General features: G+C 62.1%; 24 protein-coding genes and 3 pseudogenes. 16 read left to right on the forward strand and 11 right to left on the reverse strand.

The genetic code is table 11. The annotated features are described in order from the left end of the window. Positions 1–7: 7 nt before the first annotated feature. The gene (gene gmk, locus AC07ZH_RS13490) at positions 8–640 is read right to left on the reverse strand and encodes a guanylate kinase (RefSeq protein ID WP_119108297.1); all 633 of its coding nucleotides are present in this window, start codon (positions 638–640) and stop codon (positions 8–10) included. A 24-nt stretch (positions 641–664) separates the two neighbouring features. Continuing rightward, positions 665–1,582 carry a YicC/YloC family endoribonuclease gene (locus AC07ZH_RS13495; RefSeq protein WP_495200168.1) on the reverse strand — a complete coding sequence of 306 codons (918 nt, stop codon included), beginning with the start codon at positions 1,580–1,582 and terminating at the stop codon, positions 665–667. A 74-nt stretch (positions 1,583–1,656) separates the two neighbouring features. On the opposite strand from AC07ZH_RS13495, the gene AC07ZH_RS13500 reads away from it, so the two are divergent. From AC07ZH_RS13500 to hemW, 5 genes are all read left to right on the forward strand, one after another. Beyond that, positions 1,657–2,676: a serine/threonine protein kinase gene (locus tag AC07ZH_RS13500; RefSeq protein ID WP_119108296.1), complete on the forward strand. Its 1,020-nt coding sequence runs from the start codon at positions 1,657–1,659 to the stop codon at positions 2,674–2,676. Beyond that, positions 2,673–3,572: a PP2C family protein-serine/threonine phosphatase gene (locus tag AC07ZH_RS13505; protein WP_495200169.1), complete on the forward strand. Its 900-nt coding sequence runs from the start codon at positions 2,673–2,675 to the stop codon at positions 3,570–3,572. Before AC07ZH_RS13500 ends, AC07ZH_RS13505 begins: the two co-directional genes overlap by 4 nt. A gap of 68 nt (positions 3,573–3,640) precedes the next feature. Further along, positions 3,641–4,369 carry a ribonuclease PH gene (gene rph / locus AC07ZH_RS13510; protein WP_495200170.1) on the forward strand — a complete coding sequence of 243 codons (729 nt, stop codon included), beginning with the start codon at positions 3,641–3,643 and terminating at the stop codon, positions 4,367–4,369. Between the two features lie 45 nt (positions 4,370–4,414). Then, positions 4,415–5,017, forward strand: a complete 603-nt coding sequence (gene rdgB, locus AC07ZH_RS13515) for an RdgB/HAM1 family non-canonical purine NTP pyrophosphatase (protein ID WP_495200171.1) — start codon at positions 4,415–4,417, stop codon at positions 5,015–5,017. A 33-nt stretch (positions 5,018–5,050) separates the two neighbouring features. Further along, positions 5,051–6,286: a radical SAM family heme chaperone HemW gene (gene hemW, locus AC07ZH_RS13520; protein WP_495200172.1), complete on the forward strand. Its 1,236-nt coding sequence runs from the start codon at positions 5,051–5,053 to the stop codon at positions 6,284–6,286. Between the two features lie 10 nt (positions 6,287–6,296). On the opposite strand, the gene AC07ZH_RS13525 is transcribed toward hemW, so the two are convergent. Together AC07ZH_RS13525 and AC07ZH_RS13530 are read right to left on the reverse strand one after the other, a co-directional pair. Then, the gene (locus AC07ZH_RS13525) at positions 6,297–6,611 is read right to left on the reverse strand and encodes an I78 family peptidase inhibitor (protein WP_119108291.1); all 315 of its coding nucleotides are present in this window, start codon (positions 6,609–6,611) and stop codon (positions 6,297–6,299) included. A 56-nt stretch (positions 6,612–6,667) separates the two neighbouring features. Further along, the gene (locus AC07ZH_RS13530; protein WP_147414701.1) at positions 6,668–6,835 is read right to left on the reverse strand and encodes an urease accessory protein UreG; all 168 of its coding nucleotides are present in this window, start codon (positions 6,833–6,835) and stop codon (positions 6,668–6,670) included. A gap of 29 nt (positions 6,836–6,864) precedes the next feature. Between AC07ZH_RS13530 and AC07ZH_RS13535 the strand changes: the two are divergent. The 5 genes and pseudogenes from AC07ZH_RS13535 to AC07ZH_RS13555 all read left to right on the forward strand — a co-directional run. Then, positions 6,865–7,218, forward strand: a pseudogene (locus AC07ZH_RS13535) (helix-turn-helix domain-containing protein); the annotation flags it as partial. 152 nt (positions 7,219–7,370) lie between these two features. Further along, on the forward strand, positions 7,371–8,555 hold the full coding sequence (locus AC07ZH_RS13540; protein WP_495200173.1) for an S-methyl thiohydantoin desulfurase domain-containing protein: 1,185 nt from the start codon (positions 7,371–7,373) through the stop codon (positions 8,553–8,555). Between the two features lie 21 nt (positions 8,556–8,576). After that, on the forward strand, positions 8,577–9,635 hold the full coding sequence (locus tag AC07ZH_RS13545) for a sensor domain-containing diguanylate cyclase (protein ID WP_495200174.1): 1,059 nt from the start codon (positions 8,577–8,579) through the stop codon (positions 9,633–9,635). A 330-nt stretch (positions 9,636–9,965) separates the two neighbouring features. Then, on the forward strand, positions 9,966–11,177 hold the full coding sequence (locus tag AC07ZH_RS13550; protein WP_495200175.1) for a tyrosine-type recombinase/integrase: 1,212 nt from the start codon (positions 9,966–9,968) through the stop codon (positions 11,175–11,177). 153 nt (positions 11,178–11,330) lie between these two features. Continuing rightward, a pseudogene (locus AC07ZH_RS13555) lies at positions 11,331–11,498 on the forward strand (IS4 family transposase); the annotation flags it as partial. Here AC07ZH_RS13555 and AC07ZH_RS13560 read toward each other — a convergent pair. From AC07ZH_RS13560 to AC07ZH_RS13585, 6 genes and pseudogenes are all read right to left on the reverse strand, one after another. Beyond that, on the reverse strand, positions 11,464–12,372 hold the full coding sequence (locus AC07ZH_RS13560; RefSeq protein ID WP_495200176.1) for a nucleotidyl transferase AbiEii/AbiGii toxin family protein: 909 nt from the start codon (positions 12,370–12,372) through the stop codon (positions 11,464–11,466). The pseudogene AC07ZH_RS13555 and the gene AC07ZH_RS13560 sit on opposite strands and share 35 nt — an antisense overlap. Continuing rightward, positions 12,360–13,442 carry a type IV toxin-antitoxin system AbiEi family antitoxin gene (locus AC07ZH_RS13565; RefSeq protein ID WP_495200177.1) on the reverse strand — a complete coding sequence of 361 codons (1,083 nt, stop codon included), beginning with the start codon at positions 13,440–13,442 and terminating at the stop codon, positions 12,360–12,362. The genes AC07ZH_RS13560 and AC07ZH_RS13565 overlap by 13 nt, the downstream gene beginning before the upstream one ends. Positions 13,443–13,602: 160 nt before the next feature. Further along, positions 13,603–14,350, reverse strand: a pseudogene (locus AC07ZH_RS13570) (tyrosine-type recombinase/integrase); the annotation flags it as partial. Positions 14,351–14,412: 62 nt separating this feature from the next. Beyond that, positions 14,413–14,814, reverse strand: coding sequence for a type II toxin-antitoxin system MqsA family antitoxin (locus tag AC07ZH_RS13575; RefSeq protein ID WP_495200178.1), 402 nt, complete (start codon positions 14,812–14,814; stop codon positions 14,413–14,415). A gap of 2 nt (positions 14,815–14,816) precedes the next feature. Then, on the reverse strand, positions 14,817–15,113 hold the full coding sequence (locus AC07ZH_RS13580) for a type II toxin-antitoxin system MqsR family toxin (protein ID WP_495200179.1): 297 nt from the start codon (positions 15,111–15,113) through the stop codon (positions 14,817–14,819). Positions 15,114–15,679: 566 nt separating this feature from the next. Then, positions 15,680–16,726 (reverse strand): phage integrase N-terminal domain-containing protein, encoded by a 1,047-nt coding sequence (locus AC07ZH_RS13585; RefSeq protein ID WP_495200180.1) that lies wholly within the window; start codon positions 16,724–16,726, stop codon positions 15,680–15,682. 492 nt (positions 16,727–17,218) lie between these two features. Here AC07ZH_RS13585 and AC07ZH_RS13590 point away from each other — a divergent pair, with 492 nt between their 5' ends. Then, positions 17,219–17,416, forward strand: coding sequence for a hypothetical protein (locus AC07ZH_RS13590; RefSeq protein WP_495200181.1), 198 nt, complete (start codon positions 17,219–17,221; stop codon positions 17,414–17,416). Between the two features lie 239 nt (positions 17,417–17,655). Here AC07ZH_RS13590 and AC07ZH_RS13595 read toward each other — a convergent pair whose 3' ends face one another. Then, positions 17,656–17,874 (reverse strand): helix-turn-helix transcriptional regulator, encoded by a 219-nt coding sequence (locus tag AC07ZH_RS13595; RefSeq protein ID WP_495200182.1) that lies wholly within the window; start codon positions 17,872–17,874, stop codon positions 17,656–17,658. A gap of 864 nt (positions 17,875–18,738) precedes the next feature. Between AC07ZH_RS13595 and AC07ZH_RS13600 the strand changes: the two genes are divergently transcribed. From AC07ZH_RS13600 to AC07ZH_RS13620, 5 genes are all read left to right on the forward strand, one after another. Then, the gene (locus tag AC07ZH_RS13600) at positions 18,739–20,397 is read left to right on the forward strand and encodes a VRR-NUC domain-containing protein (protein WP_495200183.1); all 1,659 of its coding nucleotides are present in this window, start codon (positions 18,739–18,741) and stop codon (positions 20,395–20,397) included. Continuing rightward, a complete protein-coding gene (locus AC07ZH_RS13605) occupies positions 20,394–22,739 on the forward strand; it encodes an ATP-dependent DNA helicase (protein WP_495200184.1) in 2,346 nt (781 codons plus the stop codon). The genes AC07ZH_RS13600 and AC07ZH_RS13605 overlap by 4 nt, the downstream gene beginning before the upstream one ends. Positions 22,740–23,057: 318 nt before the next feature. Beyond that, complete coding sequence (locus AC07ZH_RS13610; protein ID WP_495200185.1) at positions 23,058–24,200, forward strand: helix-turn-helix domain-containing protein; 1,143 nt, start codon at positions 23,058–23,060, stop codon at positions 24,198–24,200. Further along, positions 24,197–24,697 carry a DUF4411 family protein gene (locus AC07ZH_RS13615; RefSeq protein ID WP_495200186.1) on the forward strand — a complete coding sequence of 167 codons (501 nt, stop codon included), beginning with the start codon at positions 24,197–24,199 and terminating at the stop codon, positions 24,695–24,697. Before AC07ZH_RS13610 ends, AC07ZH_RS13615 begins: the two co-directional genes overlap by 4 nt. 167 nt (positions 24,698–24,864) lie before the next feature. Beyond that, the gene (locus tag AC07ZH_RS13620; protein ID WP_495200187.1) at positions 24,865–25,740 is read left to right on the forward strand and encodes a tyrosine-type recombinase/integrase; all 876 of its coding nucleotides are present in this window, start codon (positions 24,865–24,867) and stop codon (positions 25,738–25,740) included. Positions 25,741–25,748 lie beyond the last annotated feature (8 nt).

A 25,748-nucleotide genomic window follows, 5' to 3' on the forward strand; every position in this document is an offset into this window, starting at 1 on the left:
AGGTGGGTCAAGCGACGTTCAGCGCTTTGAACGTCTCTGAGCGCGCGCGGCGTTGCGCTGCGTACTTGAGTCGCTGGGCGTGTGCAATCGCCTTCAGGTCAAAAAGTGCGCGCTCAAATAACTCATTAATTATAACGAAGTCGAATTTGTGCACTTGCGCCATCTCTGTAGCGGCATTTGCCAGCCTTCTTTCGATGACTTCGGGCGAGTCTTCGCCGCGTCGCTCCAGGCGCGAGCGCAATTCTGCCCAGCTGGGCGGCAAGATGAAAATCAGGACCGCATTGGCAAATGCCTGCTTGATCTGCAAGGCCCCCTGGAAATCAATCTCCAGGATGATGTCGTTGCCCTGCGCGATGCGCTCTTCGATGGAATTTTTCGAGGTGCCGTAACGGTTGCCGTGCACAACTGCCCATTCGACAAAGGCATTGCTGGCGATCATGGCGTCGAACTCGGGCTCGGAAGTAAAAAAGTACTCCCGACCGTGCTTTTCCTGCCCGCGTGGCGCACGGGTAGTGTGCGATATCGAAGGGTGCACGTGGGAGTCGAGCTCCAGCAGGGCCTTGACCAGGCTGGATTTGCCGGTGCCGCTGGGGGCGGCGACAACAAAGAGATTGCCGGGGTATTCCGTGGTGGCAGTCATGAGGGGTGGTACCGAATGAGGCATTTATTCTAAGTTTTGTACCTGCTCACGCATTTGCTCGATCAGGACTTTCATGTCGACGCTGATACGTGTCAGCTCAAGTGCGGACGATTTGGACCCCAAGGTGTTGGCTTCGCGATGCAGTTCCTGAATCAGAAAGTCCAGCCGCTTGCCGACTTCGCCGCCCTTGGTCAGCAGGCGTTCGATTTCCGTGATGTGGGATTCGAGACGCGTGACCTCTTCGGCTACATCGATGCGGATGGCAAAGGCCGTCGCTTCGGAGAGCGCGCGATCCTGCGCAGCCTCCGGAGTGGCGCTGCCCTCAGCCAGGCCCATGGCTTCGCGCCAACGGTCCATGAAGCGCTGGCGTTGTTGCTCCACCAATTGCGGCACCAAGGGGCCGGCCTGCTCGGTCAACCCGCGCAGCAGTTTGAGATGGCCGCGCAGCATGGCCACAAGGCGCACGCCTTCCTGCGCCCGCGCAGCGAGCAAGGCGGCCAGCACGGCTTCCGCCAATTGGGTCACTTCATCCGCAGGCGTATCAGCGGTGGGCGCTGCAGCGCCGCAAAGGCGCAGAATTTCGGCAACGGAAAGCGGTGCAGCGTCGGGAAGCCAGGATTGGACGGTGTCTTGAACCGACGCGAGTCGCTGGAGCATGCGGGGTGCCGGGTCTGGCAGGGCGTTGCCATCCTGGCCTTCGATAGCAGCGCGCACTTCTATCTTGCCGCGTTTGATTTTGGCGGTGACAAGCGATCGCAGTGTCGGCTCGAAACTGCGCAACTCGTCAGGCAGCCGGAACGACAAGTCCAGGAAGCGGCTGTTGACCGAGCGCATTTCCATGCCCAGCCGGCGCTGTGGACCGGTGCGCGGCTCGCCTTCTGCGGACGCCGCAGCGGCGCCGATTTGGGCGCTGGCGTAGCCGGTCATGCTGTAAACTGCCATGGGACTTTTCTTGTTAGCTAGCGAACCGGCGATTATCCGGCTTCTCGTCCGCCCTCGAATCACACGCGAAGAATATGTCCAAAATCAAACCGGCGCCGCTGCCACCCGACACCGTCATTGGTGGCTACCGGGTGATTCGGCGAGTGTCTTCGGGCGGTTTCGGTGTGGTTTATCTGTGCATGGACGCTGAAGGCCAGCAGGTTGCCATCAAGGAATACCTGCCTTCTTCGCTCGCCACTCGCACCCCAGGCGAGTTGCTGCCCAAGGTGCAGCCGGAAAAGCTCTCGCTCTACCGGCTTGGCCTGAAGAGTTTTTTTGAAGAGGGCCGCGCGCTGGCGCAAATTTCGCATGCCTCCGTGGTGAGCGTGCTCAACTTCTTTCGCGAAAACGAAACCGTCTACATGGTGATGAACTACCTTGAGGGGGCCACCCTGCAGGACTTCATCATCACGGCGCGCGACCTCAAGCAGCAGAAGGTGTTCCGCGAATCCACCATCCGCTCGCTGTTCGACGAGGTGCTGCGCGGCATGCGCATCGTGCACCAGCACAAGATGCTGCACCTGGACATCAAGCCGGCCAACATCTTCATCACCGACGACAACAAGGCCGTGATGATCGATTTCGGCGCCGCGCGCGAGGTGCTGTCCAAAGAAGGCAACTTCATCAGACCCATGTACACGCCCGGCTTTGCCGCCCCCGAGATGTACCGGCGCGATTCGGCCATGGGGCCGTGGACCGACATCTATGCCATCGGTGCCTGCATCTACGCCTGCATGCAGGGGTTTCCGCCCAACGAGGCGCCGCAGCGCCAGGACAAGGACCGCCTCTCGCTGGCATTGGCCAAACTGCGTGGCGTGTATTCCGATAATCTGATTGAAGTGGTCGAGTGGTGCATGGCGCTCGACCCGCTCTCGCGTCCTCAGTCGGTGTTTGCCTTGCAGAAAGAGCTCTCGCGCGAAGGCGAGAGGCGCTACACCAAACTCACCGTCACGGAGAAAATGCGCATGCAACTCGATACGCTGGTGGCGGAAACCCGCAAGAGTGTGACCAAGCCTGGTGACGCGTCCTTCGCCGCGGGAGCCAAACCCAAATGAAATTCTCCATATTTCAGATCAGCCGGCGCGGCGGGCGCGAGCGCAACGAAGACCGCATGGGCTACTGCTACACGCGCGAATCGGGGCTTTTCGTGTTGGCCGATGGCATGGGTGGGCACCCAGAGGGCGAGGTCGCCGCCCAGATTGCCTTGCAGACCGTGGCCGTGATGTTCCAGCGCCAGGCCAAGCCGCAACTGCCGGATGTCTCCGAATTTCTATCGAACGCCTTGCTTGCGGCGCACCACCAGATCCTGCGCTACGCCAGCGACAAAGGCATGATCGATTCTCCCCGCACCACGCTTGTGGTGGCGGTGGTGCAGGCGGGCTGCGTGCATTGGGTGCACTGCGGCGACTCGCGCCTGTACATGGTGCGCGGCGGCGCGCTGCTGACCCGCACGCGGGACCATTCCTATCTGGAGCTGCGCAACATGCCCGAGGGGCTGGAGCGCATCAACCGCAACATATTGTTCACCTGCCTGGGTTCGCCCACCAAGCCCATTTACGACACCACCGGCCCGGTGCCGCTGGAGCAGGGCGATCGCCTGCTGCTCTGCTCGGACGGCCTGTGGGGCACGTTGAGCGACGAGGAGATTGCGGGCGAACTGGGCCGCAACGCCGTTTCGCAGGCTGTGCCCGAGCTGGTCGAGTCGGCGCTGCGCAAGGCGGGCGACAGCAGCGACAACGTGACCGTCCTGGCCATCGAATGGGAAACGCCCGATGCGTTCGAGTCCACCCAGGGTGTCTCGACCGACAGCATCAGCGACGACGTGTTTGCCTCGACCATCCAGGCTGGCCCGCTCGATGGCCTGGCGGATGACCTGGACGACGCTGCCATCGAGCGCTCGATTGCCGAAATCAACGAAGCTATTCGGCGCTCTGCAGAACGCAGGCGCTGAACGCAGCATCTGACCGCCACGCCACCGACGCTTTGGTGGCTGCGCAGGTCCCCGACCGAAAGACAAGCATGACCCCCGTTTCACGCTCTGGCGACCGCGCCAGCCATGCGCTGCGCTCCGTGCGCATCACCCGCCACTTCACCATGCACGCCGAAGGTGCTGTGCTGATCGAGTTCGGCAACACCCGTGTGCTGTGCACTGCGACGGTCGAAGAAAAGGTGCCGCCGCACCAACGCGGCAGCGGCAAGGGCTGGGTGACGGCTGAATACGGCATGTTGCCGCGTGCTACCCACAAGCGCAGCGACCGCGAGGCCGCCAAGGGCAAGCAAACCGGCCGCACGCAGGAGATCCAGCGCCTCATCGGCCGGTCGTTGCGCGCGGTGTTTGATCTGGAGCTGTTGGGCGAGCGCAGCATCGTGCTTGACTGCGACGTGCTCCAGGCCGACGGCGGCACGCGTACTGCCGCCATCACTGGTGCCTGGGTGGCCGCGCAAGACGCTGTTTCGTCCCTGATGGCCCGCGGTGTATTGGCCCGCTCGCCCATCCGCGACGCCGTGGCCGCCGTATCGGTCGGCGTGGTGCAGGGCCAGCCGCTGCTGGATCTGGACTATGGGGAAGATTCCGCCTGCGACACCGACATGAACGTGGTGATGACGGGCGCCGGCGATTTCGTCGAAGTGCAGGGCACGGCCGAAGGCGCGGCATTCAGCCGCAGCGAGATGGATGCCTTGCTCGATCTGGCCCAGGCCGGCATTGCCGAGCTGGTGCGCTTGCAGCGCAGTGCGCTCCTTGATTGATAGCTGTATGCGCTTTGTGGATAAGCGTTAGAGGCCATTTTGACTATGAAAATCGTACTGGCGTCCAACAACCTGGGCAAACTCGCCGAACTGCAAAGCCTGTTCGCGCCGCTGGGCGTGGAGCTGGTGCGCCAGGCCGACCTGGGCGTAGGCGAAGCCGAAGAGCCGCACCGCACTTTCGTCGAAAACGCGCTGGCCAAGGCACGCTTTGCCTCGCAGCACACGGGCCTGCCCGCCGTGGCCGACGATGCTGGCCTGTGCGTGGACGCATTTGGCGGCCTGCCCGGTGTTGACACGGCGTACTACGCCACGCAATTCGGTTACCCCAAGGGCGACGACAACAACGTCCGCGCCTTGCTGGAGCAAATGGCGGGCCTGGACAATCGCCGCGCCGCGCTGGTCAGCACGCTGGTGGCGCTGCGCAGCCCGCAAGACCCGGAGCCGCTGATCGCGGTGGGCCGCGTCGTCGGTGAGATTGCGCGCACGCCGCGCGGTCGCCACGGTTTTGGTTTCGATCCGGTAATGGTCATTCCCGAACTGGGCAAGACGTTTGCCGAGCTCGATCCGGCGGTCAAGAACAGCCTGAGCCACCGTGGCCGCGCCGCGCAGGCCATGCTGGCGCTGATGCGCGCCAACTGGATGGGATGACCGCCTGTTTGAACTACTGCGCGCCGCAACACCATGACCATTCCCATCCTTCCTGCCAACGAGGCTGCGCCAGCGCTGCAGCGCGACATCCAGCACTACATGCGCCCCGGCCTGCTGCAGCTATCCGCGCTGCCGCCGCTCTCGCTCTATGTGCACCTGCCCTGGTGCCTGAAAAAATGCCCGTACTGCGACTTCAATTCGCACGCGGTAGGCGGTGCGGGCGCCTTGCCCGAAGCGCGTTACCTCGACGCCTTGCACGCCGACCTGGAGGCTGCGCTACCGCTCATCTGGGGCCGGCCGGTGCAGACCGTGTTCATCGGTGGTGGCACGCCCAGCCTGTTTTCGCCCGCGTCTATCGACCAGCTGCTGGGCGATATCCGGGCGTTGCTGCCGCTCGCGGCGGGCGCTGAAATCACCTTGGAAGCCAACCCCGGCACCTTCGAGAAAGACCGCTTTCGCGCCTACCGCTCCGCTGGCGTCACGCGCCTCTCGGTCGGGGTGCAAAGCTTCAACGACACCTACCTTGCAGCGTTGGGGCGCGTGCACGATGGCGCCCAGGCCCGCGCGGCGGTGGAAGAGGCCGCGCAGGCCTTCGACACCTTCAACCTTGACCTGATGTACGCACTTCCCGGCCAAGGTATCGCCGCGCTGGATGCCGACCTTGACATCGCGCTGGCCCTCGCGCCGCCGCACCTGTCGATCTACCACCTGACCATCGAGCCGAACACCTTTTTTGCCAAATACCCGCCAGCCATCCCTGAGGACGACCTGGCCTACGCCATGCTCGACCGCATCACCGAACGCACTGCTGCCGTGGGTCTGCAGCGCTACGAGGTCTCGGCCTATGCCCAGCCGGGGCACGGGTGCGCGCACAACCTCAATTACTGGCAGTTTGGCGACTACCTGGGCATCGGTGCCGGCGCGCACAGCAAGATCAGCTTTGCGCACCGCGTGGTGCGGCAGACGCGTTTTCGTGACCCGGTGCTCTACATGGATCACGCGCTGGCCGGTCACGCCATGGCACGGGACGACGAGGTGCGCCGCGCCGACCTGGCGTTTGAATTCATGCTCAACGCCCTGCGGCTGCGCGGAGGTTTTGCGCTGCAGGATTTCGTCGAGCGCACCGGCCAGAGCGTGGCTTCCATCGCACCGGCGCTGGACAAAGCCGAGGCCCAGGGCTTGATTGCGCGCGACATGGCGCATGTGCGCCCCACGGAGCGGGGGTTTGACTTCTTGAGCAATCTGCAGGAGCTGTTCCTGCCTGGTTGATCGGGCTGCTTCAGCCGCAGCGCGCCGCGACGATGCGCCCGCTGGCGTCCACGTCCAGATTCAGTCGCTCGGCGTCGTATTCCTTGGTCACCATTTGCCCAGGCCGAAGGGTGCGCGCCACGCGCGCCCCTGCGGCAACCCGCGCTGCTTCCACGTTGCGCGCGGTGCTGATCTGGCCAATAACCGACTGCGCTGGGCCCGCGTTGCAGCGCCCGCCATGCGGAGGAATGTTGGGGCGCACGTCGATAGGTGTGGGCGGCGCTGGGCTGGCGCAGGCAGCCAGCAGGGCAGCGGTCGCCAGCGTGGGCATCAGGCGTAGGGTCATGCACGTTCTCCTTGGAACAAAACCTGAACCATAGCGCGCCCGGCCGGTCGCCCACGTCAGCAGGCGTAACCGCGTGCGCACCAGGTGCTGCCCGTGCCCAGCAGGCCGCGCGCCACGATGAAGTCCACCACCTGCGGCAGCCCATCAAGCGTCTTGAGGGTCGCCATTGCGAAAGGTCGCAGGCCTTGCGCGGTGGTGCGCATGCGCCCGGTGTCAGCACGCATCACGGCCAGGTCGGCGCCTGCGTGGGGCGCCGGGTTTGGCCGTCGAGCAGGGCACGTGCCGCCTCACCTTCCGGCTGCATCAGCAGGTGGACGACAGCGCGGGCGGCGGCGGCTGGTTGCAGATGATGGCGAGGTGTCCGACGCCAGGATCATCGAGTCCATGGGCCTGTCGTTCAAGCTCACTGCGCGCGAGGCCGAGGTGCTGTACTGGGCGCTCAAGGGCAGGATCAACCACGGGATTGGCGGCATTCTCGGTGCCAGCCCCGCTACGGTGAAGACGCACCTGGAGCGTGCGTTCGCCAAGTTGGGGGGTGGAGACACGCACGGCGGCGACCATGGCGATGAACCGGATCCGGCAGCTGCACCCGCAGTTTGAAGGGTGACTTTGACGTTGTAACGTTGGGAAGATGGGTTGCAGGCGCAGAACTTGTGAGTCTGGGCCTACCACGATTGCACCGTGGTCGCGGATGGGATGCTGCGGATTGACAAGCCACCGGGCTGGCGTATCGTGCCTCCCATCCAGAGGGGGCGTGAGATGGGTGTTGTTTATCACTACGGGCTGGTAGATTTTCAATCGATTGCGGCGGGTGCTGCCGTGGTGGCCAGTGGTGGGGGCGGTAGCTACCACGACGCCTGTTCGATTCTTCAGGAGCTGGTTCATCAGGGCTGGAGTGGCACGGTCACGGTGCAGGACTATGACGGCGCCACCAATGCCTGTGTGCTGGCCATCATGGGCTCGCCCGATGCGGCCGATGGCCTCACGCTGTCGGCGGTGCAGAACGCAATCAGCAACACCGTGGCCGTGATGGAGGCCAGCACGGGCGCCGCGCTGGGTGCCCTGATTCCCGTGGAGATCGGGCCGATCAACTCGCTGGTGCCGCTCCTTGGCGCGGCCATGTCGCAGGGCGCGGTCTGGGTGGTGAACGGCGATGGCGCCGGCCGTGCGGTGCCCGAGCTGCCCCAGACCACCTATACCGGCGGAGCGCAACTCGCGCCATGCCCCGCCGTCCTGGCCAGCGATGCCTCTACCTTGGTGGATATCGAATCCGCCGTGCTGGGGGCCTCCACCGCCGCGCGTGTCGAGAGCCTGGCGGGCGGGGTCGTGGCCGGGTTTGGTGGGTATTCGGGCATTGCCATGTGGCCCTCCAACGCGGGCAACGGCTTTGCGTTGTCGGGCGGCTACATTGCGGGCACGCTGGAGCAGGCGCGTGGGTTGGGGCAGTTTCTGCTGCAGGCCGAGACGCCGCCTGCCACTGCTGCCGTGGCAGATGCCATCACCCTGATCACCAGCCGCTCTGCCTGCGCGGTGGTGACCAATTTTTTCATCACCTCGGTCACGCAGGCTACGTCCAGCGCGTCGCTCGATTCGGGCATCATCCGCCTGGACAACACGCAGGACCCGGCTCAGAGTACCGAGACGCACTACCTGTACAACCTGAACGAGAACCTCATCATGTACTCGTCTGCAAGCACGAGTCCCGACGTCGTTGCCCCGGACTCCATCTGCTACTACTCGGAAAGTACGGGGCGCGGCTTCTCCAACGCCAGCGACGACCTGGCCCTGTACTTTGACGCCACCACGGGAAAAAGCACGGGCCAGATGGTGAGCGTGATCGCTGTGAAAACGGCGCCCCAGCTCTACAACACACCCGGTGTCGTGGCGTCGTTTGCCGCGCTGCTGCGCAATATGGGCTATGCGGGCGCCATGCCGACGGCCTGATGGATCTGCTGGTTTGGTGCCATGGGTGATGACGCAGATCTGAACAAGGAGCGGCTGGAGCTGGTGCTCGAAGCCGCCGGGCTGGACCTGTGGGAGAACGACCTGGTGAGCGGCCAGGTTACCCACAAGGCTACCAAGACGTTTCTGGAGCTGGGCTTCACCGAGGACGAAATCGTCTCGGGCGTGCAGGACATCTTTGGCCTCTTCCACCCCGGCGACCTGGACATGGTGCGGCAGGCGGTGGCTGACCACGTGGCGGGCGTCACGGCGCAGTACCGCGCCGAGTTCCGATTGCGCTCCAAGGCGGGCGAATGGGTGTGGTTCGCCAACTATGGCCGCATCATGGACCGCAGCAGTGACACCCCGGGCAAGCGGTTGATCGGCGTCACCTTCAACATCCACGACCGCAAGCAGAAGGAAGACGAAATTGCGCACATCAACCGCCAATTGACAGAGCAGAACAAGCTGCTGCAGGAGTTGAACGCTGCACTGGAACTATTGGCGGCCAATGATTCGCTGACCGGCCTGGCCAACCGGCGTACGCTCATGGAGATGGGGGCCAACGAATGCAAGCGCACCGAGCGCTTCAATCACCCCCTGTCGCTGATGGTGGTGGACATTGACCTGTTCAAGGCGGTCAACGACGCCTGGGGGCACCTTGCGGGCGACCGCATGATCTGCGCCGTGGCCCAGGCCTGTGCGGCGCGCAAGCGCAGTGGTGTCGACATCGTGGCGCGCTTTGGGGGCGAGGAATTTGTCATCGTGTTGCCCGAAACCGATGGCGTCAGCGCCTTGCGCGTGGCCGAAGCACTGCGCCAAGAGGTGGCCGCGCTGCGCGTGTCCGTCAACGACGAGGGGGTGAGCGTTTCAGTCACCGTGAGCATTGGTGTGGCCACGCTGCACAAGGGCTCCGGGCTCAGCTTTGAAGAATTGGTGAACCGGGCCGACAAGGCCCTCTACCGCGCCAAGGAAACCGGGCGCAACGCCGTGTACTGCGCGGATGTGCAGCATGGTTGCGTTCCTGTGGTGCATATGCTCATCGACCCCGGTGAAGGCAGGAACGGCGCGCTGCTCACCTGAGCCAATTTGTCACGGTAAGGCAGGGCAGGGTGGTACGGAGTGAGACAAAAAAAACGCTCCCCTTGGATGGCGGCGGGTTTTGCGGTGTTCTGATACGTCGTGAGATGACGTTCTGGCGGAGACTGTGTCCGCCTAACGCAACATCCCACAACATCCCAGTTCGTTTCTAAATAGTTGTTTAAAAACAGATATTTAGGATTCCACCCGTCCCACGTCATTTCAAGAAATTCCAGTCAATTTCGATTTCCTGCGGGGGACAGATCGTGGGACAATATTGCCAGTCCCCCGCAGATGAAAGTTAAGGCAACTATCTATTGACGTTGCTCCACCATGGGTCTAGGCATCAATCGACTGACCGCACTGAAAGTGCAGCGTCTCAAACAGCCCGGTTACCACGCCGACGGGGCAGGTCTGTACCTCTGCGTCAAGCCCAGCGGTGCCAAAAGCTGGATCTTTCGCTACCGCTTTGCCGGGCGCGAACGCGAGATGGGCCTTGGCAGTCTGGTCACCTTCGGTCTGGCCGACGCGCGCGAACGCGCCCTGGCGCAAAGGCGCCTGTTGGCCGATGGCAAGGACCCCCTGGATATCAAGCACGCCGCCCAGGCGCAGCAGCGCCAGAGCCGGGCGGACGTGCTGACGTTTGACGCGGCAGCTGCGCGCTACATCGCCAGCCACCGTGCGGGCTGGAAGAACGCCAAGCATGCCGAGCAATGGACCAACACGCTCGCCACCTATGCCTCCCCGGTGCTCGGTGCGCTGGCGGTATCGGAGATCCAGACGCACCATGTCATGCGGGTGCTCGAACCCATCTGGGTCGACAAAACCGAAACGGCCAGCCGCTTGCGTGGGCGCCTGGAGCGGGTGCTCGACTGGTGCAAAGTGCAGGGCTACCGCACGGGAGACAACCCGGCAGCCTGGCGAGGGCATCTGGAGAACCTGCTCAGCGCACCCAAGAAGACCATGGTGGTCAAGCACCATGCGGCCTTGCCGTGGCGAGAGATTGCTGCGTTCATGGCGGAACTGCGCCAAAAGCCGGGAATGGCAGCACTGCTTACTGAATGGATCATTCTGACCAATTGCCGCACCGAGGAAGGCCTCAAGGCGCGCTGGGAAGAGATTGACCTGGAGCGTGCCGTGTGGACCGTACCGGCCAATCGAATGAAGGCCAAGAAGGAGCACCTGATTCCGCTGTCCGAGCATGCTCTGTCGGTGTTGCACAAGGTGCGCGCAGTGGTGGAGCCGGTGGGCTATGTGTTTCCAAAACCGCCCAACAAGAACAGTCTGCTGGAGCAGCCACTGTCCAATGCAGCGTGCATGGCCTTGCTCAAGCGCATGGGGCATGCGGATCTGACGGTCCACGGGTTTCGCAGCAGCTTTCGAGACTGGGCAGGTGAATCGACAAACCACCCGCGTGAGGTGATTGAGCATGCCATGGCGCACCAGCTCCAGGACAAAGCTGAGGCTGCGTATGCGCGGGGGACCTTGCTCGAGCGCAGGCGGGTGCTGATGGCCGATTGGGGGCGGCACTGCTCGGGGGGATAGCGCCAAGCACAAAGACCCGACCAAGCTCCCGCAATGCACTTGCAGGGGTGTACGTGCTGACGCTGCAAGCGCCTGCGCTTTGACACCGGGATCGGCGTCGCGATTCAAGCCACCATGTTGGCGCCGACCTAAAACTGACCCGCGCTGACATGCGGTCGGCTGTTCGCGCTGATCGCCCAATGCAGGGTGGGCAGTCGGCCCGGCCGCATCGAGCCGCGAATGCGAAAACGGCGACCCAAACCCTACCCGTGGTTAAAGGTCCCGCATGCCCATGCTCGCCGAAAAATCAAGATACATGGTCTCGACTGGGAGCCAAAGTAAGTGCCATTCCCCTTAATCCAAGTGCGCGCAGCCAAGCATCGACCTGACCGAAGGCGTCTTGCTGCCATTGCTCTGGGCTACGGTCGCCCAGCACATTCGTATCTTCGACGAAGCGGCGTACACAGGTCGGCCCGAAGCCGTCAACGGTATCGAACTTACCAGCGATGAAGCTGTAGCCTGCAGCATCACTTGCATGTTCGAGCAGTGGGCGGCATGCTTCGGCGAGTGCTTCAGGTCCGTCGGGGTAGTTACGGATGCAGTAGTAGATGTCGTAGGCATCTTTCTGCTTGTAGCGACCTTCCACCGCGTGACCTTTCATCGCGAGGAGGGCAGGGATGGAGCAGACCGCGATTTCGACCCGGTTCGTGCCACCTGCAGGCATCGGCCCGCTGATTGCCACCATTTGGTTGAAGCGCATTGCCAAGTCAGCGCCATCCGCTCTTTGCACCGCGAAGTCACTGATCAACGGTGGGATGTTTTTGACGATTTCGGCATCCCGCGGCATCAGGAAGTCAACGATTATGTCGATCGGAGCCCCATCATCTTGAGTGGGAACCTGACGCACGAGCTGAAACCGCCGCAACTCCCCGCGTTGGTGATAACCGTGGCCGCGTAAAGCATCAATGAGTGTGGCGTATTCACCATCACCCAATGCCTCTTCATCCAACCCGACATCCACGTCGAGCGTGCCGACGTGCGGCATGTCCTCGTTGCCTAGCAGCAGCCACGGTACCGCGCCGCCGACGATGGCAAACTTACCTTTGAAGCTTCCGAGGATCTGGCCGATTTCGATCAGCACCGTCTTCACGGCCGTCGTCGTGCGATCGTCGTAATCGGCGGCGGACTGTGGCTCACCTGGGGTCATTTCGGCCATATCAGCCTTTTTCGCCGTAGATGATCAGCGGCCTCTCGCCCTCGTTCACCGGCGTTGGCAAGATCAAGATAGGTTTGGACAGGGCTCGTGCAGATTGCTCCAGGAGCCGGTTCCTCCGTGTCGCGCAACAAGCCAGAATCCTTGAGCAGGGTTACCACCACGTTTTCGCCTTTGGGAATCGCGGACAGCTTCAAGACTGACTGCAATTGTTCAAGACCTGTCTCGTCCGCATAGAAATACTGTGTACCTGTCCGGCCATACGGAGCGAGCCAATGTGCCGCCGAGAAGGATGCAAATGCCGCCAGGCCTGCCTCGCCACCCGAACGGAGCACTCGCCGCGCCGCTTCCTCAAACGCGCTGCCGTGCAGGGTCGTATAGAAGGCCAGGCGCTTTCCAACTGGTGGCTCGTAGGCGTCGCGCCATTCATTCAGAAGCGTGTCGGGTTCGGATAAAAACAGGCCTTCTTCGGACACTTGTGCCCACTCCCGATCGAGCAAGCCAACACGGACGTTGCTAACGTGACCAAGGCTGACAGCGGCGGCCTGCGCAAGATCCGTGACGCGCCACGCCTGGCGGGGATTGCGAAGCATCGCGCGTAACACCTGCGCGGATTTCGGCTTGAACAGCGACCTGAGCTCACGCCGATCGGCAACGGGTTTGCTCGCGACTTGGCGTTCGATAAAGACGCTGTCGAAGATCAGACGGGCGTTGCCTTCGAGGTCAAGAAAGCCCACATCTTGCTCGCGGCACAGGGCTTGAGCGTCAGAGGACAGATAAGGGGCAATGAAAACAGGCGTGGCATCTTGCGCATGATGAGCCATGTAGTTGCGCAATTGGAGTAATGCCATCCGGACATGGCGCGGCTGGCCAGTGGATCTCACTTCGCAGACCAGTGCATGGCGCCTGCCTGACACGTCGATATGTGCCACGATGTCCACGCCTTGGTCAGGCCCTGACTCTTCGTGCCCAATGTCCAAAAGCTTGATTGCAGGCACTTGCCCCAACAGCAAACGAAGCGCCTGCGTTGCTTGGCGCTCTATGTCTTTCATCAAATTATCTGGTTTCAGCATTTGTTGAAAATAGTGCTTTCAGTGAAATTGTCAAGATGTTTTCACTAAAATAACCATTTTCAGTGTTTGCTGAAATTAAGTTTTCTGGTGGAAATTGGCCAACTTAATTGTCTATCTGCAATACGACAATCTCCTCACCCGGAGAGGCCACTTCGCCCAATCATTCTGCCAGTTCCCTGTTGCGCTGCGCTTCCACCACCGACTTGCGCCGGTTCGCCACCAGTTCGGCGGCTTGCCGCACGGGACCACACCTCGGTGTGGACATAGCGCATGAACATTGCCACCGTCCTGTGAGCGGTGAGTATCATGCCCACCTTCACCGGAATGCCAGAGTTGGCGATGTCCGTGGCCGAACGATGGCGGACGCCGTGTGTGCCGACGTGCGTCACCCCGGCGGCCTTCAAGGCGCGGCTCCAGCCGTTGTAATAGTCGCCGGTGGTCAGGTGCTTCATCGGGTCGGGCGGTGAAGGCAGCACGTAGAGCGCCCCCTCGTAACGGGGTGCTGTCGAAAGCAGCCGGTAGGCTTCCTCGCTGATGGGTTTGGACATGCCGCCGGTCTTGCTGTCGGGCCAGATCACGCGCCATTGCTCCAGATCGACCCATGCCCATTCAATCAGGACAATTTCGGAGCGACGGGCGGCGAACTCGAACTGCAAGCGAATCGCCAATGGGATGATGCAGGACTCCAGCCCCTCTGCCTCCAACGGGTCAAGATGCTGGAACAGCTTGCCCATTTCCTCATCGCTGATGAGGTGTGTGAATTTTCCGGCAGGGAACATCGGTACATGGCGGCAGGGATTCGTGCCATCGGTCCGGTGTCCCCAGGCCTCGGCCAGGTTGAACATCTTGCGCATGACGCTGAAGGCGCGGTTTGCATCAGCTGGCTTGTGGGCCATCTTTTTCATCATCCCCTGGCTCAGTTTCCGGTCGGCGCCGACAGCAAGGCGCAGAACGGCGAGTTTCGAGAAGCTCAGGCGGTTCTAACCTCGTTGAGTAAATCTGGATGGCGATCTAGCAGCTTGAACAGCTTGACCAAGGCCAGCGGCGGCTTGGTCTTGCCGTTCTCGTATCGCGAGAAGGCATTGACGCCGCCACCGAAAATTTCGGCGGCTTCGCGCTGACCAAGGTCTAGCTTCTTGCGCACGTTGATGATGAAGCTGGGGTCAACAATGGCCGCGTTCACCTGCTTGTTGAACGCTTGCATCTCACGCATGACGCGCTCGGTTTCGGCCATATCAGTGATGGATTCATCACAGGCAGGACAAAAGTCAGCCGTCACCGCAGGAATGGTGGTGGTTTCACCTTTGTAGGTGTAGGGCAGGTCGCGCGTGTCATGGATCAACTCCGCCGCGCCGCAAACAGGACATTTCATGGTCATAGCTCCTTGAAGGACACGATCAGTACGTCATCAATGACCGTCAGTTTTAGGTAGACGTCGCCCGCCTGCGTGCTTGGACGGTACACGTCCTGCCATACCGTGTGATCGGCATGGGTGGTCATGCTCTTGTAAAAATCTGCTGGCGCGAGCGCCATCACCACGGCCAGCATGTCGGGGAGCTCCAATCCCAATGCCGTGGCTCCCAGCCTGGCTGAATGGGTCGCACGTACTTTGCCAGCTTCAATGAAGGCTTTGACCACGGTCAGCTTGCAATGGGGTGCCAGTTTCTCCATAGCTGCATCCTAACCTAGTTGGTTTTTATTGGCAAGTAGGTTAGTGGCAGAAATTTCGTCGACTCCAGCTTAACGCACGACTTTTCCCGAATTCCTGGCGCTCAAGCGCCGTGCCGCACCCGGAGTGGATGGCGTGACTTGGCAGGAATACGAAGTTGGCAGGAATACGAAGCGTCCTTGGAAAACAAGCTTCAAGATTTGCACGCATGCGTCCATCGTGGCACCTACCGGGCGCTACCGGTTCGACGACGGTTCATTCTGAAGTCGGACGGAAAGCAACGCCCGCTCGGAGTCACTGCGCTGGAGGACAAAATCGTCCAGCGCGCCGTGGTCAACGTGCTCAATGCGATCTACGAGGGGGGACTTCCTCGGGTTCTCGTATGGGTTCCGGCCTGGGCGCAGTCAGCACGATGCGCTCGATGCAGAAAACGCGCTCTCCTCGGGAGTTCAGGTGGTAGCAGGCCGCCAAGGTGCGCCCGGAACCATCGATGGACAAAGCGCTTTATTGCGATGGGACCGGGAATCCGAGCAACATCACACGATTCACGGGCCACTGCCGCACAGTCTCAAGCTTTGGAACTTTCCAAATCTGAGGCGACGTCCTTGGCCACACTGCCCTGCGACCCATAGTACGCACTCGTGACGCCAGGCCTGCTGTGCCCCATCTCCTCAGCTACGATGCGCTTCGCATGCAGCTCTTCAGCCTTAGGCAACTGCCCCTTGGCGCCGCCACGGGTTGGCGGAACCAAGCCGAGCTCAATGGCCCGGTTCTCGGCAAATGCGGCGCGCAACCCATGTCCGGTTATCCCCAGGTCCTTGCGGGTCAGTCCGAGCTTTTTCATGAAGTACTTGTACCGGTCCAAATTGACATCCAACAAGGTGCGACCTTCCGGGCGCTTGCCCGCTTCAGGCCAACCCAAATGCTCACCCAGTGACACCAAGCTTTTCGCAAGGTCGAGTGCAGCACGCTGGCCTTCGTTGACGATTTGAATCGTGCGCGAACGTCCCCCCTTGGCAGTGCCTGGACGAAGATTCAAGTAATCCACCTTGTCGTCGAGGTGCGGCTTTAAGTGCAGAACCTCCTTGCGCCGTAAGCCGCAGGTATGTTGCAGTTGCACCATGGCGCCAAATCGCCGGTCAATGCCCTCAGCCTTTTCAAACAACTCATACGGGTCTATTCCATTTCCCTCCGGGCTTTTGGATTTCATCGCAACCGTCTGGCGTTTCAGCACCTCGGGGGCGACATCTGGCAGATACTTTGAAACGTCTTTGAGAAGATAGGGTTTATTCAGCCAGCGCAGCATTTTTCTCAGTTGGGTCATCCATACGGTCAAGGTGCCTGGAGAATTATCCGATTTCGACAACCAGGTTAGCAGGCTCTTAATATGGCGCTCGGCAATATTTTCCGGTTTCTCTATTTGATATCCCAGGCCCCACAGTGCTTCGCCAATACGCTTGGCGTAGTAAATAGCATCCTCGATCGTCTTGTCACTTGCTTGCTTTTGATTGTCTGCGCGCTTGGACGCATTTTTCTTTGCAATCGCCTGGAGCTGACGAGAGAAGCGCCGGGCGCCGGGGGAGCAGGAGAGGGTTTCATTCAATTTGATAGCCATGATATTTGCCTTTTGCGTTACCGAGCTGCAGAGACCGCAAACCTCACCATGAGGCTTGTGGGACGGATCCTTAAACAACCAGATCAGCCATATTCCAGCGTCACCTGAAATAAGACCACCCGGGCCGAAGCCACAGGTGATTGAGGTCTCGCGCGCATTCCTTTGAATGCCGCACAAGCCCTCGCTGCCTATCCACCGTCTGGCACGGCTCGGCATTCCTCCCCTCAGGGAGCCCGCTGCCGTCGGCGGGGATCTGGACCAAAAGTCTGCTGGTGGCCAACGGGGCAACTGCCTCGGGATACCTACCAGCCTGCACAAGCGCGCAGACGACTTTCTTCTTCAAGTTATTGGGAGAATCGAGGTCCAGCCGATTTCCCCTTTTTGCTCACAAAGTTCTGCACAAGGGAAAATCCCCTCGCAAGCCGCATAAACACAGGACATCCTTTGCACTCAGTGTTGAGAACCGCACTGGGGACAAAGGAGACATCGCTGATGGCACTCTTGGCGCAGACCGGAGAGATCCGGCTGGGGGTACACATGCAGATGCAGATGCAGATGCAGATGCAGATGCAGATGCGGGTGCATCGCTATCGCTTCTCTATTGGTGTTGGTGTTGGTGCGTTGCTCTTGCGAGCAAGCCTTGGGTCACGGAGGCATCGGTTGCCTCTTGTCTGGGTAGTGCCGGCGTGAGGCGGCATCCGACGTGCTCGGGAGAAGCCACGAATGGCCGCTTCCGTGCTGAATACAGGTAGGCATTGCACCCACCTCTTTATTGCGTCTCTTGCCAGAGTCCTGGCGATAGAAACTGCATTCCCTTGCGCCCTGCAAACGAGGCGCGCATGAGATTGAAGTTTCAATGGCATTGCTGCCCTGATACCACGGGAGTGAAGGAACCCCCCGACCCGTTGTATTGGGTCGGGGAGAATCGATCATTTGCGTAGAGCCGTCGTTACGGCGGTCGTCCGCTGGCGGATAAACTCTTCCAGTTGAGTGTCTTCTATCCGCTTGCCACGTGGCCCGAAGGCATGCGTCGGGCGCAGCAGTGGCTCGGTTTTGAGCAAACGGTAATACGTCGAATGTTTCAGGCCCAATATTTCACGGACCTCACGTTGCGTATAGAACCGCTTTGTGCTCAATGAGAACGTCATACAAAAACCCCTTGCCCCAGCAGTCTGGTGATGGGAGGGGCACCGTCCGCGCGGCACCAAGGGCGCACGGTGGGCCATGGGCCTGCGTGCTTTTAAATCATGTTTTTGTAGTTCGGCCAGGATTGGCAGATTTGCGGCGCATGCCGTTTTATGGCGGACGCGGATATTTTTAGCGCTATGCTTCTAGAACCACAGGAGTGGGACGACCGTTATGGCAAATGCAGTTCGATATGGAATTCATATCGCATGAGCAACATCAAAATATCAGGGAGGATCGCCGCAAGAACTGCGGGATCATGAAGGCAAGACCTGAGGACGCAAGGCGAGCACACGCGGAGTGCTGCTGTCAGACTTAGCGCGCCGTGGGCGCTGGTCGGGTGACTGCCGGGGCAACAAAAAACCCAACCTCGTCTGTGCGACAGGCTTTTTGGACGGCGCGCCGACACGCAAGTGCGGCGCGCGGACTCAGTGCCCAAAGGTTTTGGACACGATAACGATGCCCAATGACTCGGGCCATGGCGCGCCGCACTTGCGTGTTGGCGCGCCTCAATAATTCTCAATCTTCTGTGGCCATGGCTCGCGCCAGTGCCCTAGTTCTACCGCATTTTTAGCGTTGCCATCCAGGGTGGACATGGCAACGTATTCATGGAATCCCAGACGGGCCGGGATCTCCATTGTAGGAGCATTGCGCGGAAGTGCAAGAAAAAGTAACGCCTACTGGTTGCGCGGTGTGGGGCGGCGTCCCATCAGCGTGGCGGCGGTCCCGCAGGCGCGGCTGCCGAATCGCTCCCGCCAGCTCAATCCTGCGTCCCCCATGCTCGAATTGCTGTATAAAAGATCAGTTATTGGATTCCACCCGGGCCCATGCTCCCCGTCCACCGCTACTACTACCTGCACAACTTCCAGCGCGCACTGGCGTGGATTGGCGAGCGCTATGGCGACCTGCTGGTCGAGGCGGAGCAGCGTTTTCTTGTGCAGTTTGGCCAGTTGCCTCTGTATTCGCAGGCGTTGATGGTGCGCATGCTGATGCGCCGCGGGCCCTGGTTTCGTGCAGGCAAACTGGAGTACGAAGAGATTCCGGACACCCTCAGTGCGGCAGAGCCGCTGCTGGCGCTGGGATGGCTGGACGCCCTGCAGCCTATGGAGCTGGACGAGTGGTTCGCGCTGCACACGAAGGCAGAACTTTTGCAACGCTTCGGCGCACCGCTCCACGCCGGCATGCGCAAAGCCGAGATGCTGCAGGCGCTCCAACTCCAGCAGACGGCGGCGCAGCCCTTTAGCGAATGGAGCCCGCAGGCGCCCGACCCCGCCTGGCGCGTGATGGTGGGCCAGCTGTGCGAACGCCTGCGGCTGATGTTCTTCGGCAACCTGCGCCAGACCTGGTCCGAGTTCGTCTTGGCCGACCTGGGGATCTTCAAATACGAAGCCGTCGCTTTTGATGCTGCCTCGCGCGCCTTTCAGGCACGGGGCGATGTGGACGCCTACCTGGCCTTGCACGCCTGCCGCCAGGCGCTTGACGAGGGTCAGGACCGCGATGGTTTGCTGCAATCTGCCGCGCGCTGCACCAGCCGCAATCCGTGGATCGAACAGCGCCGGGCCAAGCTGCTGCTGCGCATCGGTCAAGCGTGTGAGCGCTCGCAGGACTGGTCGCACGCCGAGCGGGCCTATGCATTGAGCTGCTACCCAGGGGCGCGCCACCGGCGCATGCGCGTGTACGAACGCATGGAGCGCTTTGGCGATGCGATGGCCTTGGCCCTGGCGGCTGAGGAAACCCCCGAGAGCGATGAAGAAAGCCAGCGCGTCGCGCGCATGCTGGTGCGCCTGCGGCGCCGGCTGGGGCAGGGTGGCCCGGCCGTAGCCAGATTGGTGTTGCCTACGGCTGAGGCACGCATGGACGTGGAGCTGCCATTCACGCAGGGCTCTGTTGAATACGCGCTTCAGGGCCACTGGCACAGCGAAGGCGCCCCCGTGTTCTATGTCGAGAACGCGCTCATCAACTCGCTGTTCGGTCTGCTGTGCTGGCCGGCGGTGTTCATGGCGCTACCCGGCGCGTTTTTCCACCCATTCCAAAGCGCTCCGGCGGACCTGGGCGCGCCCGATTTCGTGCTGCGGCGCGCGACCGCGTTCGACGCGTGCCTGGCGCGGCTCGATGACGACAGCTACCGGGGCCTCATCATGGAGCGCTTTGCCAGCAAGCAGGGCGTGCAGTCGCCGTTCGTGTTCTGGGGCGCTCTGAGCGAGCCTTTGCTGCGGCTGGCCCTGGACTGCATCCCTGCGGCCCACCTGAAGCTGTTTTTTCGGCGGCTGCTGTGTGACGTGCGCGCCAACCGCACAGGGTTTCCCGACCTGGTGCGCTTTTGGCCGGCCGAGCGCCGCTATGAGCTGGTGGAGGTCAAGGGCCCCGGCGACAAGCTGCAGGACAACCAGATCCGCTGGCTGCAGTACTGCACCATGCAAGGCATCCCGGTGCGCGTGTGCCATGTGCGCTGGCGTGAGGCCCAACGCCTGGAGTGCGCCCCATGAGCTACTCCGTGGCCGTGCGTGCGCTGTGCGAATTCACGGCGCGCACGGGAGACCTGGATCTGCGCTTTGCTCCAGCGCCCAGTGCACTTGAGGGTATGGTGGGGCACGACCTGGTGCGCTCGCGCCGGGGTGAGGGCTACGAGAGTGAGGTCAGCCTGACGGGCCAGTACCAGGACTTGCAGGTGCGCGGCCGCGCCGATGGCTTTGATCCGCAAGCCATGCAGCTCGAGGAGATCAAGACCTACCAGGGAACGCTCGAGGGCGTGCGGCCCCACCACCGCGCGCTGCACTGGGCCCAGGCCCGGATCTATGGGCATCTGCTGTGCCAGGCACTGGGGCTGGCACAGCTGCGCGTGGCGCTGGTGTACTTCCATGTCGGATCCGAAGAAGAAACGGTGCTGGTGGAGACCCATGAGGCCGCGGCGCTGCAGACCTTCTTCGAGGAGCAGTGCGCTTGTTTCCTCGGCTGGGCGCGCAGCGAGGCCGCCCATCGGCAGGCAAAGGATGCGGCACTGGAAGCGCTGCGGTTTCCGATGGAGCGGTTTCGGGCGGGGCAGCGCGAACTGGCGGTGGCCGTCTACCGCTACGCACGCGCCGATGCGGGCGGGGGCTGCCTGATGGCACAGGCAACGACGGGCATCGGCAAGACGCTGGGGACGATTTTTCCGATGCTCAAGGCCAGTGCCGGCCGGGGGCTGGACAAGCTGTTCTTCCTGACCGCCAAGGGCACGGGCCACGGCCTGGCGCTGCAGGCGCTGGCGAGCGTGAACCAACAGCTTGCGGCGCAGCCTGGGGGCCCGGCACTGCGGGTGCTGGACCTGCAGGCGCGCGAGAAGACGTGCGAACACCCGGACAAGGCCTGCCATGGCGAGTCCTGCCCGCTGGCGCGGGGCTTTTACGACCGGCTGCCGGCGGCTCGGGCCGCAGCCCTGGAGCTCCCCCAGCCCTGGGATGCGCCCGCCCTGCGTACCCTGGCGCTCGCGCATCAGATCTGCCCCTACTACCTGGCGCAGGAGTTGGTGCTGTGGAGCGATGTGGTGGTGGCCGACTACCACTACTACTACTACGCCAGCGCAGCCGTGCTCCATGCGCTGACGCAGGAGCGGCTATGGAAGGTCGGGGTGCTGGTGGACGAAGCGCACAACCTGGTAGAACGCGCGCGGCGCATGTACACGGCAGAGCTTTCTGCATTTGCGCTGGCCGATGCCCGCCAGGCGGCCGGCGCAGGAGTGTGCAAGGCGCTTGATCGGCTGCACCGCAGCTGGAATGCCCTGACCAAAGAGCAGGCTGTCGCCTACCGGGCCTATGACGAAGTGCCTGGCGCGCTGCTCAGTGCCCTGCAGCGCGCCGTGGGCGCCATTGCCGACACCCTGGCCGATCAGCCACTGCCGCCCAAGGACCCCGTGCTTGCCTTCTACTGGGAGGCGCTGCAGTTCATGGCCTTGGCCGAGCAGTTCGGTGGCCACGCGCTGTTCGATGTGACCCTACTGCGCCAGGGCACCGCACTTGGCGGGCGCAGCCGAGCAGCTGCCTCGACACTGTGCATTCGCAATGTGGTCCCGGCACCGCACCTGGCGGCGCGCCATGCCGCGGCCCATGCCACGGTGCTGTTCTCGGGCACGCTGGCACCGCCGCGGTTTTACCGCGACATGCTGGGGCTGCCGCAGGACACCGGCTGGATCGAGGTGGAGGCGCCCTTTGAAGCGGCGCAACTGAGCGTACGCACCGTGGGCCATATCTCCACGCGGTTTCGGGATCGGGACCATTCGCTCGGTCCGATCGCGGATCTGGTGGCGCAGCAGTATCAGCGCCAGCCGGGCAACTACCTGTGCTTTTTCAGCAGCTTCGACTACCTGCAGCAGGTGGCTGAGCACACCGGGCGGCGCCATCCGCAGCTGCCGCTGTGGCTGCAGACCCGCGGCATGGATGAGGAGAGCCGCACGGCCTTCCTCGCGCGCTTTACCGAGCAGGGGCAGGGCATCGGCTTTGCGGTATTGGGAGGGTCGTTCTCCGAAGGCGTGGATCTGCCAGGCCGGCGCCTCATTGGTGCCTTCGTGGCCACGCTAGGGCTGCCGCAGGTCAATCCCGTCAACGAGCAAATGAAGCGCGCCATGGATCGGCACTTCGGATCAGACAGAGGCTACGACTACACCTACCTCTACCCGGGCCTTCGCAAGGTGGTGCAGGCGGCGGGGCGGGTCATCCGCAGCGAACAGGACCAGGGCAGTGTTTTTCTTATAGATGATCGCTACCGGCAGGCGGGGATTCAGGCCTTGCTGCCGCGCTGGTGGCAAGTGCGAGAGCAGGAAAGGGAGGCCCCGGGTACCGCTCCCTCCTGGTAAGGCGCAAGCCCCTCTCTGCCCAGGACCCTCGCACCACGAAGGGGAATGTCTGTTTGGCAGCGATGGCGGTCAGCGGCGGCCACGAGTCGAACTGACAGTCTTGGGCGCATTGCCGCCATTGGGTCAATACGCCCTCAGCAGTACCAGGGGTGCTCCAATTGCGCATCTCTGCTCGGTATTCACAACTGGCGGGAGCTCGTAAGCGGTCTCCCGGAGCGATGGGAAGTTATTTGAATGCATCGGCATACTCGACATCACTCTGGGCGATTCTCGCTTGCCCCGAGCCGTAAGATGCCTCCGTTTCCATAAAATCACTATATGGCCCATGCTCACGCTCTGATCAACCCGGCAATGCTTCGCTGGGCGCGTGGCCGTGTCGGACTGGACATGAACGAGGCAGCTCTTGCTGCCGGTGTGAAGCCCGAACAGTTCCAGCGATGGGAGAAAGGTGACGTTCAGCCGACCTTCAGGCAGGCGCAGCATGTCGCAAGCGCGCTGCATGCGCCGTTCGGCTACCTTTTCTTGCCCGAGGCCCCTGCTGATGAGCCCGTGCTGCCCGATCTGCGCACCGTGGGTGGAGCCCCTGCCGGTCGGCCCGGCGTCGACCTAATGGAAACGGTCCAGCATGCCATGCAGCGGCAGGCCTGGTTCGCAGAGTACCTCCAGGACCAAGGCGCCGAGTCCTTGCCATTTGTAGGGCGCTTCAACACGAACTCCAGCGTGGTGCGGATAGCCCAGGACATCCGTGATGTGCTCGGTATGGATGTCGAGCAAGGGCAGCGCAACTGGGAAGCGTACTATCGCGAGTTGATTGAGGCGTCGGAGCGTGCCGGGGTGCTGGTGATGCGCAGCGGCATTGTCGGCAACAACACGCATCGTAAGCTCGACGTGGGCGAGTTTCGAGGATTTGCCATCAGCCACCCGTTGGCGCCAGTCGTTTTCATCAACTCTTCCGATGCACCATCGGCCCGACTGTTCACGCTGATGCATGAGCTAGCCCACATCTGGCTCGGCAGCAGCGGGATTTCCAATGTAGTGCCTGGCAGCACCCGTCGTGAAGAGGTTGTCTGCAACGGCGTCGCGGGTGAGTTCCTCGCGCCATCTGCTATCTTTGGCGAGATGTGGGCGGCGGCTATGCAAGACTTGGCCGTTCGCGTGGCCGAGCTTGCGCAGCGATTTCACGTGAGCCGTTTCGTCATCATCCGCCGCGCCTTAGATATGGGCCTTGTCGATCACGCAACGTACTCGACTTTTTACCGGGCGGAGCTCGATGCCTTCCGCGCCGCAGAGGGCGGCGGGGGCAGCTTCTATCGGAACGCCGGGGCCAAGAACAGCGCCCGTTTCGCCAGAGCGGTCATCGCCGAAGCATTCAGCGGCCGTCTGCTGCTGCGCGATGCCGGTAAACTGCTGGGCGTCCAGCCATCGAAAATCCGTGACTTCGCAGAGCAGCTCGGCGCATGACCTATTTGCTTGACGCCAATACGCTGATCGAAGCGAAGAACCGCTACTACCGCATGACGGTCTGCCCTGCCTATTGGAGCTGGGTGCAGCGCAGCCATGGTGCCGGCGTGGTGTCCAGCATCGAACCCGTCGGTGTCGAACTAAGGCGAGGCAACGACGAACTTGCGGAATGGGCCAAGAATCAGGCTGGGCTTTTCCTGCCCGTCTCTGATGAGGCTACGCAGCATGCCTTTGCCCAAGTCGCTGCGCATGTGGCCTCCCAGGCCACGGCGATGAAGGCCGGGGCCCTTGAAGAGTTCTTGGACGGCGCAGACCCCTGGCTTATTGCCAAGGCGATGACCACGCAAGATGCTGTCATCGTGACCCACGAGCAGTTCAACGTCCAGATGCGACGCAAGTACAGCATTCCGAACGTGTGCCAGCACGTTGGCGTGGCCTGGATCGACACCTTCGAACTGCTAAGTCGAACGGACGCCAGGTTTGTCCTCGCGGACTGAATGGGGCAACAAACCCATGCCAATAGCGACCGTCTCCTTTGTGCGCAGGGGACTAAACCGCTCGCGCGGTAGTCCGCCGCGAAGGCCCTGACGCTGGGTAAACATCGCGCCCCTGTCTATGTTGGCGAGTGAGGCAATCGGCCTCGTTCTTCGACAGGAGCACGATCATGATCCCTTCGGCCCAACCCATCTCGCCGCTGCGCCAACGCATGCTTGAGGACATGCGAATGCGCAAGCTGGAGCCTCGCACGCAAGAGGCCTACATCCGCGGCGTGCGCAAGCTCGCCGCTTACCTCAAGCGCTCGCCCGACACGGCCACGGTAGAGGATCTGCGCAATTTCCAACTCCATCTGGTGGACACGGGTTCATCCCCCGTGACGCTCAACGCCACGCTCACCGGACTGAAGTTCTTCTTCGACATCACGCTGGGGCGCATCGAGCTGATGGCAAAGATGCAACCTGTGAAGCTCCCTCGCACCTTGCCTGTGGTCCTGAGCTGCGAGGAAGTCTCGCGCCTTCTCGCTGCGGCCCGCAACATCAAGCACCAGGTGGCTCTGTCGGTGGCCTATGGCGCAGGTCTTCGCGCCAGCGAGGTCGTCAGCCTGAAGGTCACTGATGTCGACAGCCAGCGCATGACTTTGCGCGTGGAGCAGGGCAAGGGTGCCAAAGACCGCTACGCCATGCTCAGCCCAGTTTTGCTGCAGCGCCTGCGCACCTGGTGGCGCCTCGGCCATGCCCAGGGCAAGATGCTGCCCGGCGGTTGGCTGTTCCCGGGCATGGCGCCCATGGACCCGCTCTCGATTCGCCAGCTCAACCGCGCGGTTCATGCTGTGGCCGAGGCCGCAGGGATTCACAAGCGCGTCAACACCCACACCCTGCGCCACAGCTTTGCCACGCATCTGCTTGAGCGCAAGGTTGACATTCGCGTGATCCAGGTGCTGCTGGGGCACAAGAAGCTGGAGACCACATCGATCTACGCCCACGTAGCCACCGACCTGCTGCGTGAGGTGATCGGCCCGCTGGAGCCCATGCCAGCCGCCTGAAGGTGCGC

It is taken from the genome of Simplicispira sp. GW247-4R2A (assembly GCF_059424465.1).